General features: G+C 66.0%; 16 protein-coding genes and 1 riboswitch. Of the genes, 8 read left to right on the plus strand and 8 right to left on the minus strand.

Annotated features, from left to right (window positions below; all coding sequences use genetic code 11):
* Positions 1 to 296 precede the first annotated feature (296 nt).
* Together mqo and yedA are read right to left on the minus strand one after the other, a co-directional pair.
* On the minus strand, positions 297 to 1,955 hold the full coding sequence (gene mqo, locus J2X19_RS12095) for a malate dehydrogenase (quinone) (protein ID WP_405048668.1): 1,659 nt from the start codon (positions 1,953 to 1,955) through the stop codon (positions 297 to 299).
* A 393-nt stretch (positions 1,956 to 2,348) separates the two neighbouring features.
* Entirely contained in the window at positions 2,349 to 3,245 is an 897-nt protein-coding gene (gene yedA, locus J2X19_RS12100; protein ID WP_116603586.1) for a drug/metabolite exporter YedA, read from the minus strand.
* Positions 3,246 to 3,335: 90 nt separating this feature from the next.
* On the opposite strand from yedA, the gene J2X19_RS12105 reads away from it, so the two are divergent.
* The gene (locus tag J2X19_RS12105; RefSeq protein WP_092755941.1) at positions 3,336 to 3,830 is read left to right on the plus strand and encodes an Lrp/AsnC family transcriptional regulator; all 495 of its coding nucleotides are present in this window, start codon (positions 3,336 to 3,338) and stop codon (positions 3,828 to 3,830) included.
* An 18-nt stretch (positions 3,831 to 3,848) separates the two neighbouring features.
* Here J2X19_RS12105 and J2X19_RS12110 read toward each other — a convergent pair whose 3' ends face one another.
* A complete protein-coding gene (locus J2X19_RS12110) occupies positions 3,849 to 4,739 on the minus strand; it encodes a LysR family transcriptional regulator (protein WP_310373373.1) in 891 nt (296 codons plus the stop codon).
* Positions 4,740 to 4,853: 114 nt separating this feature from the next.
* Between J2X19_RS12110 and J2X19_RS12115 the strand changes: the two genes are divergently transcribed.
* Both J2X19_RS12115 and J2X19_RS12120 read left to right on the plus strand, forming a co-directional pair.
* Positions 4,854 to 5,501, plus strand: coding sequence for a glutathione S-transferase family protein (locus J2X19_RS12115; RefSeq protein WP_310373375.1), 648 nt, complete (start codon positions 4,854 to 4,856; stop codon positions 5,499 to 5,501).
* Complete coding sequence (locus J2X19_RS12120; protein ID WP_310373377.1) at positions 5,498 to 6,469, plus strand: pyridoxamine 5'-phosphate oxidase family protein; 972 nt, start codon at positions 5,498 to 5,500, stop codon at positions 6,467 to 6,469. The genes J2X19_RS12115 and J2X19_RS12120 overlap by 4 nt, the downstream gene beginning before the upstream one ends.
* Here J2X19_RS12120 and J2X19_RS12125 read toward each other — a convergent pair.
* Complete coding sequence (locus J2X19_RS12125) at positions 6,457 to 7,185, minus strand: aspartate/glutamate racemase family protein (protein WP_310373379.1); 729 nt, start codon at positions 7,183 to 7,185, stop codon at positions 6,457 to 6,459. The two genes, J2X19_RS12120 and J2X19_RS12125, sit on opposite strands and share 13 nt — an antisense overlap.
* 2 nt (positions 7,186 to 7,187) lie before the next feature.
* Entirely contained in the window at positions 7,188 to 8,075 is an 888-nt protein-coding gene (locus J2X19_RS12130) for a transporter substrate-binding domain-containing protein (RefSeq protein WP_310373380.1), read from the minus strand.
* A 177-nt stretch (positions 8,076 to 8,252) separates the two neighbouring features.
* Between J2X19_RS12130 and J2X19_RS12135 the strand changes: the two genes are divergently transcribed.
* Positions 8,253 to 9,524 carry a D-amino acid dehydrogenase gene (locus J2X19_RS12135; RefSeq protein WP_310373381.1) on the plus strand — a complete coding sequence of 424 codons (1,272 nt, stop codon included), beginning with the start codon at positions 8,253 to 8,255 and terminating at the stop codon, positions 9,522 to 9,524.
* On the opposite strand, the gene J2X19_RS12140 is transcribed toward J2X19_RS12135, so the two are convergent.
* The 3 genes from J2X19_RS12140 to J2X19_RS12150 all read right to left on the minus strand — a co-directional run bounded on the left by J2X19_RS12140 (position 9,472) and on the right by J2X19_RS12150 (position 12,741).
* Complete coding sequence (locus J2X19_RS12140) at positions 9,472 to 10,380, minus strand: LysR family transcriptional regulator (protein ID WP_310373383.1); 909 nt, start codon at positions 10,378 to 10,380, stop codon at positions 9,472 to 9,474. The two genes, J2X19_RS12135 and J2X19_RS12140, sit on opposite strands and share 53 nt — an antisense overlap.
* A gap of 13 nt (positions 10,381 to 10,393) precedes the next feature.
* A complete protein-coding gene (locus tag J2X19_RS12145; protein ID WP_310373386.1) occupies positions 10,394 to 11,308 on the minus strand; it encodes a DMT family transporter in 915 nt (304 codons plus the stop codon).
* A 68-nt stretch (positions 11,309 to 11,376) separates the two neighbouring features.
* Entirely contained in the window at positions 11,377 to 12,741 is a 1,365-nt protein-coding gene (locus tag J2X19_RS12150) for a transaminase (RefSeq protein WP_310373388.1), read from the minus strand.
* Between the two features lie 136 nt (positions 12,742 to 12,877).
* On the opposite strand from J2X19_RS12150, the gene J2X19_RS12155 reads away from it, so the two are divergent.
* The 4 genes from J2X19_RS12155 (at position 12,878) to J2X19_RS12170 (ending at position 16,153) form a co-directional block, all read left to right on the plus strand.
* Positions 12,878 to 13,066 carry a hypothetical protein gene (locus tag J2X19_RS12155; protein ID WP_310373390.1) on the plus strand — a complete coding sequence of 63 codons (189 nt, stop codon included), beginning with the start codon at positions 12,878 to 12,880 and terminating at the stop codon, positions 13,064 to 13,066.
* 95 nt (positions 13,067 to 13,161) lie between these two features.
* Positions 13,162 to 14,316: a branched-chain amino acid ABC transporter substrate-binding protein gene (locus tag J2X19_RS12160; RefSeq protein WP_310373392.1), complete on the plus strand. Its 1,155-nt coding sequence runs from the start codon at positions 13,162 to 13,164 to the stop codon at positions 14,314 to 14,316.
* 218 nt (positions 14,317 to 14,534) lie between these two features.
* Complete coding sequence (locus tag J2X19_RS12165) at positions 14,535 to 15,266, plus strand: hypothetical protein (protein ID WP_310373394.1); 732 nt, start codon at positions 14,535 to 14,537, stop codon at positions 15,264 to 15,266.
* Complete coding sequence (locus J2X19_RS12170) at positions 15,227 to 16,153, plus strand: ATP-grasp domain-containing protein (protein ID WP_310373396.1); 927 nt, start codon at positions 15,227 to 15,229, stop codon at positions 16,151 to 16,153. The genes J2X19_RS12165 and J2X19_RS12170 overlap by 40 nt, the downstream gene beginning before the upstream one ends.
* A gap of 261 nt (positions 16,154 to 16,414) precedes the next feature.
* Positions 16,415 to 16,533: riboswitch (guanidine-I (ykkC/yxkD leader) on the plus strand.
* The last annotated feature ends 33 nt before the right edge of the window (positions 16,534 to 16,566 follow it).

Below are 16,566 nucleotides of genomic sequence, written 5' to 3' on the forward strand. Positions count from 1 at the left end.
GAAAAAACCGGTTTCCTAGGCGGAATGCATATTTTTCGCATGCGGAGGCCGTCTTTTCCTTTGTAAAGCTGCTCGGACGCCACGGTTTTTAGCTCTCAGAACCTGTTCAAGCTCTATTTGGGGCTGCGCAGCTGCTTTTTCGGGAGGGGCTGGGAGGCGCGGCTCGCCGCCCATAGCCCGGCTATTGGCCAGTTATTGGCCGGCGTTGCCGACCCGAAAACTGCAGGCTTCGCCCAAAGGCAACGCCCCAACGCGGCAGCAACGAGATCGTTCTTGCGCATCGGAGGAGCTTGCCTCTACAGGGCCATGTCGCGCACCGGCGTCGTCTTGTGGCCGGCGGACTCGCCGCGCACAGCGGGTTGCGCGCTCGATGCCATGTCGATGGCGGGGGCTGGGTTCAGCTGCAGCAGCTCGGCGGTGTAGGCCCATTCCTGGACCGCACGTGACGCACTGTCGTTCAACTGCGTGCCGTAGCTCGGCACGATCTGGCGGATCTTTTGCTGCCAGGCTGGCGTGGCGAGCTTGTCCTTGAATACTTTTTCGAGCACGCTCAGCATGATGGGGGCGGCCGTGGACGCGCCCGGCGAAGCGCCCAGCAGTGCGGCGATGCTGTTGTCCTTGGATGCGACGATCTCGGTGCCCAGCTTCAGCACGCCGCCCTTTTCCGGGTCGCTCTTGATGATCTGCACCCGCTGGCCGGCCTGCCACAGGCGCCAATCTTCCTTCTTCGCCTCGGGGAAGTATTTTTTCAGTTCGTTGAAGCGGTCTTCATCGGACAGCATCAGCTGGCCGGTCAGGTACTGCACCAGTTCAAACTGGTCCACGCCCACTCTGGTCATGGGCCACAGGTTCTGCGGCGTGGTGCTGCTCAGCAGGTCGAGATAGGAGCCTTCCTTCAGGAACTTGGTGGAGAAGGTGGCGAAGGGTCCGAACAGGATCAGGCGCTTGCCGTCGAGCACGCGGGTGTCGAGGTGAGGCACCGACATCGGCGGCGCGCCGGTCGAGGCGATGCCGTAGGCCTTGGCCATGTGTTGCTGGGCGATGGTGGGGTTTTCGGTGACCAGGAACGAGCCGCCCACCGGGAAGGCCCCGTAGTCGCGTGCCTCTGGAATGTCCGATTTCTGCAGCAGATGCAGTGCGCCGCCACCGGCCCCGATGAAGACGAACTTCGCGTCGGTTTCGGTGATGGCGCCGGTCTTCAGGTTCTTGTAGCTCACGCGCCAGGTGCCGTCGGCGTTGCGCTTGATGTCTTGTACTTCGCTCGACAGTTTCATCGAGAAATTGGGCCGCGACTGCAGGTGCGCGGCGAACTGGCGGGTGATCTCGCCGAAGTTCACGTCGGTGCCGATGGGTGTCCAGGTGGCGGCCAGCTTCTGCTGGGGATCGCGGCCGGCCATCATCAGCGGAACCCATTTGGCGATCTGCGCCGGGTCTTCCGAATACTGCATGGTGCGGAACAGCGGGCTGGCCTGCAGTGCGTCGTAGCGCTTCTTCAAGAAGGCAATGTTGTTGGCGCCCCAGACAAAACTCATGTGGGGCGTCGAATTGATGAAGGAGCGCGGGTTCTTCAGCACGCCGGTCTTCACCTGCCAGGCCCAGAACTGGCGCGAGACTTGAAAGGCCTCGTTGATTTCGATGGCCTTGGCGATCTGCACCTTGCCGTTCTTGTCTTCGGGGGTGTAGTTCAGCTCGGCCAGCGCCGAGTGGCCGGTGCCTGCATTGTTCCAGCCATTGGAGCTTTCTTCGGCCACCTTGTCGAGGCGCTCGACCAGTTCCATCGACCAGTCGGGTTCCAGTTCTCTGAGCCATACGCCGAGCGTGGTGCTCATGATGCCGCCGCCGATCAGCAGCACATCGACCTTGCGGGGCGCGCCTGCTTTGGTGATTTCGTTTGCGGCTCGCGCGGCTTCTATTTCAAACGCTGCGGCAAGACCCAACACGGCCGCCGGGACCATTCTTCTCTTCATGACTTGATTACTCCTGGTAGGGGAATCCGTCTTTCCACATCAGGGCATGCGGTGGTCGCTCGGGCTTGGTGCGTGGCGGCTTGTCTGGAGGCCGGGGCACTGCGGCTCCGGTGTGAGACCCACATTCAGTTCCATGGAAAACGGGGACGACCGGGGGACATCAGCCCCATATTCCGGCGTTTCTCGTCTCCTCCGCCTGGTCGGCAGGTGTTCCCGCTTCCGCACTTGCTGGAGCGAAGATTGGCCCGTCTTGGTGCGGGACGCGGATTTTACGCCATCAAGTTGGCCACTTTCAGGGCTGACGCGGTACGGTTTCTCGTGCTTACAAATTTGCGCTCATCCCGTGAGGGCTTGGCAAACAGCAGGCATCCACATAAGGTTCTAGCGCGCCTTTTGCCCGGCCCAGAGGATCAGAACCACGCCCAGCAGGATCACGCCGCAGGCCAGCCATTCGGTGCTGGTAACCACTTCGTGAGCCAGTACCACGCCTAAAAACAGGGCGATCAAGGGGTTCACGAACGCATAGCTGGTGGCCAGCGCGGACGAGGCATGGGCCAGCAAATACATGTAAGCGCTGAAAGCCACCAGCGAGCCCGCCAGCACCAGGTACAGCCAGGCGGCGCTGGCCGCCAAGGTGGGCGGCCATTGCGGCTGCTCGCCCAGGGCCAGCGATACCAGCAGCAGGGCCGCACCGCCGCACAGCATCTCGCTGGCAAAGCCGACCGGCCCCTTGGCCAGCGGCAGCCGGGTGGTGGACAGCACCGAGCCCAGCGACCAGGTCAGGGTGGCGCCCGTGATGCAGACCAGGCCTATGGGCGCTGCGGCAAAGCTGGCGCCCTGCACCAGCAGGCCCACGCCCAGCAGGCCGGTAGCCATGCCCAGCAGCTCCAGCCGGGTCGGGCGCTGGCCGAACAGCAGGCCCCAGCCGCTGGTCAGCATGGGCACGACGGCGATGAAGGTGGCGATCAGCCCCGAGCCTATGTGCACCGAGGCCTGGGCTGTCAGCCCCATGCCGCCGCCCAGCATCAGGATGCCGATCAGCAGCGCGTTGCGCCATTCGGTGCGGCTGGGCATGGGCTGGCCGCGTGCCACCAGCCAGGCCATCAGCAGGCCTCCGGCGGCCAGAAAGCGTGTGCCCATCTGGAAGAACGGCGGAAAGCTGGGCAGCGCGACGTGGATGGCCAGGTAGGTGGAACCCCAGATCAGATAGCAGGCCAGCAGGGCCGGCAGCAGCAGGGCATTGCGCCGGGGGGCGGTGGGTAAGGCGGTGGTGTGCATGGCAGCTATGTTAGGTAGACATGCGCACCGAAGCCATGCGATATTCTCGGAAATAAGCGGCCTGCGCCGTTAGTTTCTTGGGAAAAATAGATGTTGACTGAAGTTTCCGAATTCGACGCCTGCGACGACCGCATCCTGGCCGAATTGCAGCGCGATGCGCGCATCACCATGGCCGAGCTGGGCCGGCGCGTGCACCTCAGCCAGCCGGCGGTGACCGAGCGGGTGCGCAAGCTGGAGAGCAGCGGCGTCATCAAAGGCTACCGCGCCGAGCTGGACCTGACCAAGCTGGGCTACGGCATCCGCGGCATCATCCGCGTGGCCCGGGCCGAGTACGCGCGGGTGGTCAAGCTGATCGAGCAAACCCCCGAGGTCATCAACGCCTACAACGTGACAGGCGAAGACAGCTGGGTGCTGGAGATCGCGGTGATCGACGTACAGCACCTGGACGCGGTGGTCACCAAGTTCTGCATCTTGACCGAGACCTCCACCGCCATCGTGCTGAACGCCCCGCGCGAGAACGCGCCCGTGCTGCCCGCACGGCGCGAAAACATCAAGCATTCGATCCAGAAGGTGACCGGCAAGTAGCCGCCGGTCGGCCCAGCCTCAGCTGCCAAAGCCTTTCAGCTCTTCGCGCATCCAGTTGACCAGCACCCGGGTGCGGGTGGGCAGCAGCCGGGCATGCGGATAGACCACGCTCAAGGGCCGGGGCGGCGACTCGAATGCTTCCAGCACGATCTGCAACTGCTGCGTGGCCAGATAGGGTGCCACCTGGTACGACAGGAACATGCCAAAGCCCAGGCCGGCCGCGCAGGCCTCGACGGCCGGGGCGATCTGGTTGAAGTCCAGGTTGCCGCTGACGTTGATGCTGAAGGGGCGGCCCTTGTCGATGAACGGGCCCCAACTGGGGTTGTTGCCCGTGCGGCGCACGCAGTTGGCGCGCAGCAAATCCTTGGGGTGCGCAGGCAGGCCAATCTGCTGCAGATAGCCGGGGCTGGCCACCACCACGCGGCGGATATGGCCTATGGTTTGCGCCACCAGGCTCGAGTCCTCCAGCGGGCCTATGCGTATGCCCAGGTCTATGCCTTCTTCCAGCAGGTTGACCACCCGGTCGTACAGCAGCACGCTGCAGCGCATCTGCGGGTAGCGCTGCACGAAGCGGGTGATGGCGGGCGCCACATGCATCTGGCCGAACTGCACCGGCGCGGTGATGTTCAGGTGGCCCACGGGCTCGGCGGAATCGGCGGTCAGCGCGGCCTCGGCCTCTTGCAGGTTGTTCAGTAGCTGGCGGCAGCTGTCCAGATGGCGTCGGCCCTCGTCGGTCAGCGAAATGCGCCGCGTGGTGCGGTTGAACAGGCGCACGCCCAGCTCGGCCTCGAAAGCCGCCAGGCTGCGCACCACCGCGGGCAGGGACGCGTCCATGGCGCTGGCGGCCGCAGTCAGGCTGCCGTGGTCGGCAATCTGCACGAAAGTCTGCATGGCTTTGAGTTTGTCCATGTCGGCATATTAATCCGATAAGTGGAGTAGTTAAATGCAATAAGCGCCATTTATCTTGAAGGGTGGAGTAAACACAATGGGCACTTCTGCAACCACCCGTCCACGAGACCCACCATGAACGCATCTACTAGCCGTCCCGCCCAGCCCATCCAGCTCTATCGCCATGTGGTGTCGGGCCACGCGCACCGTGTGCAGCTCATGCTGTCCCTGCTGGACCTGCCCTTCGACATGGTCGAGGTCGACCTGCTGGCCAAGGCCCATAAAAGCCCGGAATTCCTGGCGCTGAATGCCTTTGGCCAACTGCCGGTGATCCAGGATGGCGACGTCACGCTGGCCGATTCCAACGCCATCCTGGTCTACCTGGCTACGCGCTATGCGGCGCCGGGAGCGTGGCTGCCCGGCGATGCACTGGGTGCCGCCCAGGTGCAGCGCTGGCTGTCGGTAGCGGCCGGGCAGATCGCCTTTGGCCCGGCGGTGGCGCGGGTGATCCAGCTGTTCCAGTTGCCTACCGACCCCAGCGATGCGATCCACCGCGCCAACCAGCTGTTTGCCGTGATGGACACGCACCTGCGGCCGTCCGGCTACCTGGTGGGCAGCACCCCGACGATTGCCGACATTGCCTGCTACAGCTACATCGCCCATGCACCTGAAGGCAATGTGTCGCTGCAGCCGTATCCGCAGCTGCGTGCCTGGCTGGCCCGCATCGAGGCGTTGCCGGGTTTTGTGCCCATGGCGCAGAACCGCATCGGGTTGGCAGAATGAGCACCACCTTCCATGCAGGCGAGCGCGCGGTGCAGCAGCGCGCGGGTGTGGACCAGCGCATGGCTGAAGTCGGGCCGCGCGTGATACGCGACTACATGCCCGACCAGCACCGCGACTTCTTTGCCCAGCTGCCCTTTGTGGTGCTGGGCAGCGTGGATGGCCAAGGCCAGCCCTGGGTCTCGGTGCTGGCGCAGCCGCCGGGCTTCATCCGCTCGCCGGATGCGAGCCGCTTGCGGATACAGGGACTGCCGGCCGCGTCGGACCCGCTGGCGCGCAACCTGGTGCACGGCGCGGCCATCGGCCTGCTGGGCATAGAGCCGCACACCCGGCGCCGCAACCGCATGAACGGCCGGGTCACCGCGGTCGATGGCGCTGGCTTTGGCTTGGAGGTGGACCAGAGCTTTGGCAACTGCCCCAAGTACATCCAGGCGCGCGAGCCGGTGTACCTGGCGCCGACCCACGTGCCGGCAGCGGCGATTGCTGGCGATCGTCTTGATGCCGCTGCGCTGCAACTGGTGCAGGCCGCGGATACCTTCTTCATCGCCACGGCCCATCCCGATGCCGGTTCCGACGGCGATCGGGCCCAGGGCGTGGATGTGTCGCACCGCGGTGGTAAACCAGGCTTTGTGAAGGTGGAGGTGGATGCGGCCGGCCAGCAGTGGCTGACCGCGCCCGACTTTGTCGGCAACTTCTTCTTCAACACCCTGGGCAATCTGGTGGTGCAGCCGCAGGCGGGCCTGCTGTTCATCGACTTCGATAGCGGCGATCTGCTGTACCTGGCGGTGCGCGCCGAGATCGTCTGGGACGGCCCGGAGCTGGCCAGTTTCACCGGTGCCCAGCGGCTGCTGCGCATGCAGGTGCAGCAGATGCGGCGGGTGCCGGCGGGACTGGCGCTGCGCTGGGGCGAGGCCCAGCTGTCGCCGGTACTCGAACCCACCGGGGCCTGGGGCCCGGCTCAGGCGGCGTAGGCCCGCTGCGCTAACGCCTGGGCCAGTACCTGTGCCGGGTTGAACAGGCGCAGCCCGGCAGTTTGGGGGGCTCCGTCCAGCGCCAGCGGAATCTCGGTGCAGCCCAGGATCAGCGGCGCGCCGCCATGGCGTTGCGCCAGGGCCTGGGCCACTTCGCCGAAGCAGCGCTGCGCCAACGGCATATTGCCGGCTTTCACGCCGTCGTAAATGCCTTGCATGATGCGTGCGCGCTCGGCCGGCGTGGGCAGATGGCATTGCACGCCGGCGCGCGCCAGGGCCTGCTCGTAGACGCCGCTGCGGTATGTGCCGTCGGTGGCCATCAGCGCGGCGGCCGGCACGCCATGGGCCGCCAGATTCAGCGCCATTTCTTCGGCGATGTGCAGCACATCCAGCTGCGGAAACCGGTCCTGCAGGCGGCTGTGCCAGGCATGGGCGGTATTGCAAGGCATGGCCACGCAGCGCGCACCCAAAGCGGCCAGGCGGCCCAGCGCTTGCAGCATCGGCTCCAGCGGCTGCTGTGCCCAGGCCGCATCGGCTTCCAGCGCCCGTGTGCGGTCCGGCACCGGCACCTGGGCCAGCCAGTGCTCGGGAAAGTGCTGGTCGCTCACCGCCAGGCCCAGGACCTGCATGCGTTCTATGCAGGACTGGACGAACAGGCGCACAAAGTCCGCGCCGGCGGCGGGCCCCATGCCGCCCAGGATGCCTACGACTTGCATTTTTAGACCGCCGGCTTGTCGCTCAGAGCTTTGAGGTTGTCGCGCAGCTCCTTGCTCATGGGCAGGTTCAGGTTCTGGCCCTTGGGTGGGATCGGCGACATGAACCACTTGGTGTAGAGCTTCTCGAACTGGCCGGACTTCATCATGCCGCCGATCACGCCATCGACCAGTTGTTTGAACTGCGGGTCGTCCTTGCGCAGCATGCAGGCATAGGGCTCGACCTGTAGCGAATCGCCCACCACTTCCCATTCGGCCGGGTTCTTGGCGTTGCCGATCAGGCCGAACAGCAGGATATCGTCCATTGCAAAGGCGGAGGCCCGGCCGCTGTCGACCAGCAGCATGGCGTCGTCGTGGTCCTTGCCGAGCTGGATTTCCATGCCCAGGTTCTTCTCCAGGTTGTATTTGCGGATCACCTGGGCATTGGTGGTGCCAGAGGTGCTGGCCACGGTTTTCTTGGCCAGGTCGGCGTAGTTCTTGATGCCCGCGGCCTTCTTCACCAGCAAGCGGGTGCCGGTGTAGAAATGGTTGATGGCGAATTGCACGTCCTTGCCGCGCACGGTGTTGTTGGTGGTCGAGCCGCATTCCAGGTCGATGGTGCCGTTCTGCAGCAAGGGAATGCGGTTTTGCGAAGTGACGGCTTGCAGCGTCACTTTGAGGTCGGGCTTCTTCAGCTGCTTCTTGACCGCATCGACCACGGCGTTGGTGATCTCCACCGAAAAGCCTTCGGGGGTGGTGGCGCCGGCCAGGTAGCTGAACGGCACCGAGGCTTCGCGGTAGGCCACGGTGATCTGGCCGGATTCGGCAATTTTCTGCAGCGTGTCGGCGCTGGCCGATGTGGCGGCCAAACCGGTTGCCAGAAGCACGGCGGACAGGAGAGGGGAAGTTTGCATGGTGGCCCTTGGTGGTTGGAATGTGGGGGCAGTTTAGGAGCCACTGGCAGCCCCGGATAGTGCATTTTTCGGGGCAGGGTATTACATAAAGTTATGGGCGGCAGCGGATTTGGAACTGTTCAGCCGCGCAGCCCGCACCTAGAGTCGGTGCATGCCAATCAACCAGGGTGAGCGCAAATGCATGTATGTGTTTTAGGGGCCGGTATCGTCGGGCTGGCCACGGCCTATGTGCTGCACCAGCAGGGGCTGGAGGTCACGGTGGTGGACCGCGCCACGCCCGGTGCCGGCGCCAGCGGCGGCAACGGCGCCCAGCTTAGCTACAGCTATGTGCAGCCCCTGGCCGACCCCGGCATTTGGCGGCAATTGCCCAAACTGTTGTTGTCCGCCGATTCGCCGCTGAAGCTGCAGCCGCAGTGGGACTTGCAGCAGTGGCGCTGGGGCCTGGCCTTTCTGCGTGCCTGCAATGCCCGCACCTCGGCCAACAGCACGGCGCAGCTGCTGCAGCTGGCGGCGCGCAGCCGGGTCGGCTTTGAGGCCATGCTGCAGGACCTGGCGCTGGACTGCGACTTCAGCCGCACCGGCAAACTGGTGGTCTACACCAGCGCCGACGCCTTGGCCGCGGCTGGCCGCCAGGTGGCGCTGCAGCGGCGCCTGGGCAGCGTGCAGGAACTTGTGTCGCCGCAGCGCTGCGTGGAGCTGGAGCCCGCGCTGCAGCACTACCAGGCCCGCATGGCCGGCGCGGTCTACACCCCGGACGAATGCGCGGCCGACTGTCTGAAGATCTGCGCCGGCCTGCATGCGGCGCTGCTGGCGCGTGGTGTGCGCTTCGTGCTGGGCGCGGAGGTGCAGGGCGTGGCGCGCCAGGGCACAAGGATGGACGCGGTGCAGACCACGGCGGGCAGGGTGCAGGCCGACCAGTTCGTGCTGGCCCTGGGCAGCGCCAGCCCGGCACTGGCGCAGCAGCTGGGGCTGCGCTTGCCGGTGTATCCGCTCAAGGGCTACAGCATCACCCTGGAGATTGCGGATGCACCGCACACCGCGCCCCGGGTCAGCGTGACGGACGCGGCGCGCAAGGTGGTGTTCGCCCGCATCGGCAGCCGCCTGCGCGTGGCCGGTATGGCCGAGCTGGTGGGGCAGGACAGCCGCATCCCGCCCGCGCGCATCCAGAGCCTGCAGGACAGCACGCACGCGCTGTTCCCCGGCTGCGTGCCGGGTGCCGATGTACAGCCCTGGACCGGCATGCGCCCGGCCACGCCCACCGGCCTGCCGCTGGTGGGCCGGCAGGCGCGCGGGCCGGAGAATCTGCTGCTCAACACCGGGCATGGTGCCCTGGGTTTGACGCTGGCGTTTGGCACGGCGCAGCAGCTGGCTGACGGGCTGCTGGGCCGCGATGTGCTCAGGTCGGCTGCAGCGCTGCTTCCACGACCTGCTGCACACACTGCGTCATAGCGCTGGCCAGCAGCGAGCCTGGACGGTTCACCGCGCGCAAGGCTTTGATGGGCACCACGATCTGCGGCTCCAGCACCAGCACGTCGACCTTGCTGGTATCGGCCGACAAGGCGGTGCAACTGTCGACCAAAGCCACGGCCAGGCCATGGTGGGCCAGCGCCAGGGCCGCGTGGTAGGTCTGCACCGTGATGGCCGACGACAGGCCGACGCCGGCCTCGCGGCAGGCATGGCTGAGGGTCGAGCCCACCGGGTCGCGCACGTCGATGTTGACCACCGGCGTCTGGGCCAGATCCGCCAGGTTCACCACACCCTGCTTGACCTGCTTGGCGCTGAGCACGCCCTTGGGCGCCACGCAGACCATGCGGCCGTCGGCCAGGTGCCGCTGCTCCAGCGAGGGGTGGGCGATGGCGCTGAAGACAAAGCCCACGTCGGCCTCCTGCAGCACCAGTGACGAAATGATTTGCGGCGAGTGCAGCGCGTCCATGGTTACCACCACATTCGGGTGCTGCTGGCGGAACAGCTTGAGCGCCCGGGGCAGCACCTCGTAGCTCAGCGCCAGCACCGTGAGTATGTGCAGCTCGCCGTCCTGGTGGCCTTGCTTCAGGCTATTGGCCAGGCGCTGCACGTCGTCCAGCTGGGCAAACAGCCGCTCGATGTGCGGGTACAGGGTCTGCGCCTCGTTGGTCGGTGTGAGCCGGCCCTTGGTGCGCTGGAACAGCGGAAAGCCCAGCTGCAGCTCGGCATGCGCCAGGACCCGGCTGACGGCCGGCTGGGTGACGTTGATCAGCCGGGCCGCGGCGCTGACGCTGCCGGTCAGCATGATGGCGTTGAAGACTTCGATGTGGCGCAGGCGCATAAGATTTCCTCGTTCAGGGCAGTGTGGCCAGCAGCACGCCCAGCAGCGCCACGCCAAAGGCCAGCAGCTGCATCGCGCCCAGGGTTTCGCCCAGCACCAGCACGCCGGTCAGCGCGGTGGCAACGGGCAGCAGCACGGTGTACACGCCGGCCTGGGCCGCAGGCACCACGCGCAGGCCGGTCATCCACAGCCAGACCGTGCCTATGCTGGCCGCCATCGCGTAGAACACCAGCAGCACCCAGATGCCAGGGTGTACGCCGGCAAACGGGAACGACAGCGCCAGGTAGACGCCCATGGGCGTCATCAGCGCCAGGCCCCAGAGGTTGATCAGTGCGCTGATGCGCTTCGGGCCTATGCTGCCGGTGAGTTTTTTGCCGATCACCGCATACGCGGCCTCGCACAGCACCGCGCCAAACACCAGCAGATTGCCCCATAGCGGGTTCTTTGATACCAGATCGGCCTCTGGCGCAGGTAGAGATTGCGCAAGATGCTCTTGTTTTGATAGTGCCAGCAAGCCCATGCCGAGTACGCCGCAGGCCACTGCCGCCCAGACCCGCAGGCCTATGCGTTCGCGCAGCAGCAGCCAGCTGAGCAGCGCCACGGTGGCCGGAATCGCCGCCAGGATCACGCCGGCCGACACCGCCGTGGTCATGCTCACGCCGTACAGCATGCAGATCGAGAACAGGAAGTTGCCCAGAAAGGATTCCAGAAACACCAGCCCCTGGGTGCGCCGCGACATCGGGCCTTCCGAGGCCGGCTTCTTCAGCCAGGGCAGCATGGCGATGGCCGCAATCCCGAAGCGCAGCCAGGCCAGCAAGAACACCGGCAAGGCCACGACCAGCGGCTTGCTGAGCGCCACATACACACCCACCAAGGCCATGCCAGCAGCCAGGCACAGGCGGGCGACGAGGGGAGAGGGGTGGAACATCGTTTTATGGTTTTGATAGCGGGCAGCGCAGACTGTACCTGCGCTGGTGGCCTGAACGGCTTGAAGTGTCAGACGGCTAGAAATGCGTCCAAGCCGTCCAGCAGCTTCTGCACATTGGCCGCCGTGGTCGCAGGTGATACCAGCAGCATGCTGTGGAAGGGCGTCAGCAGCACGCCGCGGTTCAGCATGAACAAATGCAGCAGGGCCTCCAACGCCGGCTGGCTGCTGCGGCGCACATCGTCGGCGTTGCGCGGCGGCTGGGCCGCGCAGTGCAGTTCCATGCGCGCGCCCAGCTGGGTCAGGCTCCAGTCCAGGCCGTGGGCGGTGATGCGCTCGCGCAGGCCGTGTGCCAATGCGTCGGCCAGCGCCAGCATGGGCGCGTAGGTGGCGGGTGTGTGCAGATGGGTGAGGGCGGCGTGCAGCGCGGCAAGGGTCAGCGCGTTGCCGGCCAGGGTCGTGCCGATTCCGCTATGGCCTTCGGGTGCCGCCTGCTTGGCGTCACGCATGCGCTGGGCCAGCGCATCGCTGAAGCCGTAGACCGCGCAGGGCAGGCCGCCGGCCACGGCTTTGCCGATGACCAGCAGGTCCGGCGCCAGGCCGTGCACGCGGGCGTAGCCGCCGCAGCCGGTGGAAAGCGTATGGGTTTCGTCCAGCGCCAGCAGCGTGCCGTAGCGCTGGCACAGGGCCTGGGCGGCGGCCCAGAAGCCAGGATCTGGCAGCACCAGGCCGCAGTTGGTCAGCGCCGGCTCGGCCAGCAGGCAGGCGACCTGGCGGTCGGCCAGCGCGGCCTCCAGCGCGGCCAGGTCGTTGAACGGGACGATGCGCGTGAAGGCCGCGTGGTTGTGCACCTGGCCCAGGATAGACGGGCGGGCTACGGTTTGGCCATCGACCAGATCGACCAGGGTGTCGTCCACCGCGCCGTGGTAGCAGCCGTCGAACACCAGCAGCTGCGGCCGCTGGGTCACGGCGCGGGCCCAGCGCAGCAGGAAGCGGTTCGCGTCGCTGGCGGTCAATGCCATCTGCCATTGCGGCAGGCCGAAAGTGGCGGCCAGCAACTGGCCGACCTCGGCGGTCAGCGTGGAGGGCAGCATGCTGGTCAGCCCGCGGCTGGCCTGCTGGGCAATCGCCTGGGCCACCGGCGCCGGGCTGTGGCCGAACATGGCGCCGGTGTCGCCCAGGCAGAAATCGCTGTAGGCCAGGCCGTCGGCGCACAGCAGCTGCGCGCCCTGCGCCTGCTGCACGCACAGGCTGGCTGGGCTGGGCCAGTCGCGCATCCAGTGCAGCGGCACGCCGAACAAGAAGTGTTGCGCCGCCTGCTCGGCCAGGGCCATGGAGCGCGGGTGGCTGGCACTGAAGCGCTGGGTTTCGGCGGCGAAGCGCTGGGCCAGGGCGGCCGGGGCGAGAGCAGGGTGCTGGGGCAGGGCAGAGGTCATGGGCAGAAAGCTACCACGCCGCCAGCTGCGGCGGCGAAAGCGGGGCGCACGGCATGTTTAAGGTATGAATTGAAATCATGTATTTTGGAAAATTCATCGATATTCAGAAACGCTGCCCATCCGTAATATCAATCGCATGCAAAAGAACCAGCCCACCAACCTAGTAGATTTATTCATCATCTGCCACAGCTACCAGCTGATCCCGTATGTGCGCCATGCCGGCAGTCGGGTGCTGCATCCGGCAGCGGCGCAGAGGCCCGCGCCAGTCCGGACGCCCGGCTTCTTTGCGTATCTGGGCCAGCTGCTGGCGTCTGCCAAGCATTAGCGCGCTGGCCGTGGGGAACTTTGGGCAGGTGGCCTAAAGCGTGCTTGTGTTACATAGGATTACAAATCAACCCTTGTTACACCGGAGTCTTCCCCATGCTAGAGCGATTTTCCTGCAACAGCCTACCCACCTTGGCGGGTATTGCCTGTGCCCTGTTGCTGCAAGGCTGTGACAGCCCACCCGCCACCCTCAAGATCGGCGTGGCCCAGCCTTTGACCGGCAACCTGGCCTCTCTGGGGCAGGATTTGCTGAACGGCGTGACCCTGGCTGTGGACGAGCTGAACAAGGAGGGCTTCAAGATCGACGGCAAGCCGGTGACCCTGGAAGTGGTGGCCATGGACGACCGGGCCAATGCCGATACCGGCAAGGAAGTCGCGCGCCAGCTGGTCGACGCCGGCGTGGTGGCCGTCATCGGCCATCTGAATTCGGGCGTCAGCATCGCCGCCGCGCCCATCTATGCCGAGAAGAGCATTGCCCAGATGGCGATCTCCACCAACCCCAAGTACACGGCGCTCGGCCTGGCCACCACCTTCCGGCTGGTAGCCAACGACACCATGCAGGCCAAGGCCATCGGCAGCTATTCGGCATCGCAGTTCAAGGCCACCAAGTACGCGGTGCTGGACGACGGCACCACCTACGGCAAGGACCTGGCCGCCGGCGCGGCCGTGCAGCTCAAGCTGGCCAGCAAGGAGGTGGTGCTGACCCAGTCCTTCGACGACAAGACCAAGGACTTCGAGGCCTTGGCCGGCAAGCTCAAGGCCTCAGGCGTGGAGGCCATGGTGTCCACCCTCAACGACTTCCAGGTGCTGGCGTTGCTGGACGCGCTGAAGAAGATCGACTACACCAATGTCTCCCTGCTGGGCGGCGACACCATCAAAACCACGCTGATGCTCAAGGGAGGCGGCGCGGCGGCGCAAGGCCTGTTTGCCACCTCGCCGATCCAGGAGGCCCGGGAGTTCCCGGCCGGCCCGGCGTTCCTGGACAAGTACCGCGCCAAGTTCAAGATCGAACCAGCCTACGCTGGCCACTACACCTACGACGCCACCTATGTGCTGGCAGCCGCCATCCGCCGCACCAAGTCGGCCAAGCCGGCGGCCATCGTCGAAGAGCTGCGCCGCATCGACGGCTATGCGCCCGTTACCGGCTCCATGAAGTGGGACGCTAAGGGCGAGCAGCGTTACGGCGTGATCGGGGTCTACCGCGCCCGCGACGGGCTGTGGGAGCTGCAGGTGCGATCTGATGTTTGGTAAAGCCCGCCGCAGCTGGTAAGAGGGCCTTGGTTTTCCCCCAAAAGGTGGAAAACCGGGGTGACGTGGTGCCGGGGCGCGTCTATCGTTGGACGACATTCAAAATGACCCAATGAGAGGCAGCGCCATGAACTCCTATCCACCAGCCGCAATACGCGGGACCGCAGCATGACGCAGCACGCTGTGCGGACGCGCCGAGTGCATATTCCACGGAGCCCGGCATGAACCCGGTGGTCCTGGTGCTGGCCCATGCCGAAGACGATGGCGCGGCCTCGGTCGCCGCCTCGGTGCGCAGCCTGCTGCAGCCGCGCCACCACCGCACCGAAGTCTGGGGCGTGCGGCCCGAAACCCTGGGCCAGGCCAGCTGGTCGCACACCGTGGACAGCCATGGCCGGCCGCACACCTGTCTGGCCCTGCCGGGCCGCCCCGAGCTGGACAGCACGCAGATCCGCGCCGTGTTCAACCGCATCCAGCACCTGCCTATCCCCCCCAGCACCCACGCCAGCGCACAAGACCATGCGCAAGCCGAGCGCGAGTTCCAGGCGCTGGTGCTGAGCTGGCTGGCCGCCTGCGGCGACCGCGCGGTGCAGCCCCTGCGCAACCAACCCTGGCTGACGCCCCAGCTGCCAGTGCTGCAATGGGCGGCCGCTGCCACCCGCTGCGGCCTGCAGGTGGCGGCCCGCGATACCGCTGCCTCGGCCGAACCCTGGGACGCCACCGTGCTGGTGGCCGGCACCCACACCACCGGCATCCTGGCCACCCGCTTCGGCGTGGCCTGCATTGCCACCGCCCAGACCCTGGGTTTCCGGGTGCTGGAGTTCCGCTTCGTGCGCCGCGACGATAGGGTGGAGTTGGTCGACGTGTCGCCGCACCCCGACCTCCGCGACATGGAAGACATCGATGCCGTCGCCCTGTGCATCGCCGACCTGACGGAGACGGTGGTCACGGCATGATCCTGGTCTACGGCCCAGGTACCGATCCTTCGATCCAGCACCTGGTTGCCGCTTTGCAGGCAGCCGCAGCGCGTTACCAGTTGCTGGACATGGGCGATCTGGACCAGGCCGCGCTGCACATCGAAGTCGGGCCGCAGGGCCTGCACGGCGTGCTCACGGTAGACGGCCAGCAAATCGCGCTGGACGCCATCCGCGCCATCTATGTGTACCCGCAGCTACCGGCCTATGTGCAGAGCAGCCGCTCCCGGCTGGCGCTGCACCAGCAGCTGCTGGCCTGGCTCGACATGGTGCCCGGTGTGGTGGTGAACCGGCCCGCCGCACTGCAGGCCAATGCCTGCAAGCCCTGGCAGGCCCAGCGCATCGGGGAGGCCGGCTTTCTGGTGCCACCCATGCTGGTGACGTCCGACGAGGCCGAGGCCTACGCCTTTTTACAAACCCACGGGCTGGCGGTGTTCGAATCCGCCAGCGGCGTGCACACCACCGTGTCGGCGCAGGACGGTGGCTGGCTTGCCCACATGCAACACCAGGCCCCGCTGCCCAGCCAGTTCCAGGCCTATGTGCCAGGCGTGGATGTGCGGGTCCATGTGATCGGCCAGCAGGTGTTCGCTGCCAAGGCCCGCAACGGCACCATAGGCTCCCGCCAGGCCTACGGCAGCGAGGCCTTTGTGCAGGCCGTGGCCACCAGCTTGCCCATCACCGTGGAGTCGCAGTGCGCGGCCATGTCTGCGTCCATGGGTTTGCATGTGTCGGGCATCGATCTGCGCCTGTGCCCGGACGGCGAGTACGTGTGCTTCGAGGTCAACTCTGCGCCCACCTACCGCGACCTGGAGCAGCAAAGCGGCTTGCTCCTGACCGCCGCACTGGCCCAGTTGCTCATGGGTTTATAAGAAATGTGCATCCGGCGCTGATATAGCCTGCGCAAGAAGCTATATAAATAATAGCAATTGAGGCGGCGGCTGTGCATCCCTGGTGCATCGCAGCGATGCCCAGGCACCAGCGGGGTGCGGCGCCGGCTGGCACCCGGGGCTCCGTCGACCCGCTGCACCAGGGTTCTCACTGGGCGCCGCCCGCAATCGGCGGCTCTGGCTCAACTGGCATTGAATTTGCATGCTCCTCTGCCGCGGGGGCAGCCACACTGGATTGCTTCTACAAATGACCGCTAGGGTTCCGGCTGCTTGATTGCCAAGCGGTGTCTGGTCCGAGAGCAGTCGGCCAGCAGCGGCTTCTACCGCTGCAGGCTCCACGGCGGGACAAAAGCCCGGGAGGTTCACTTCGTAATCGAGGTGGTCTCCCGCATTTG

Source organism: Rhodoferax ferrireducens (assembly GCF_031458075.1).
Classification (GTDB): Bacteria; Pseudomonadota; Gammaproteobacteria; order Burkholderiales; family Burkholderiaceae_C; genus Rhodoferax_B; species Rhodoferax_B ferrireducens_A.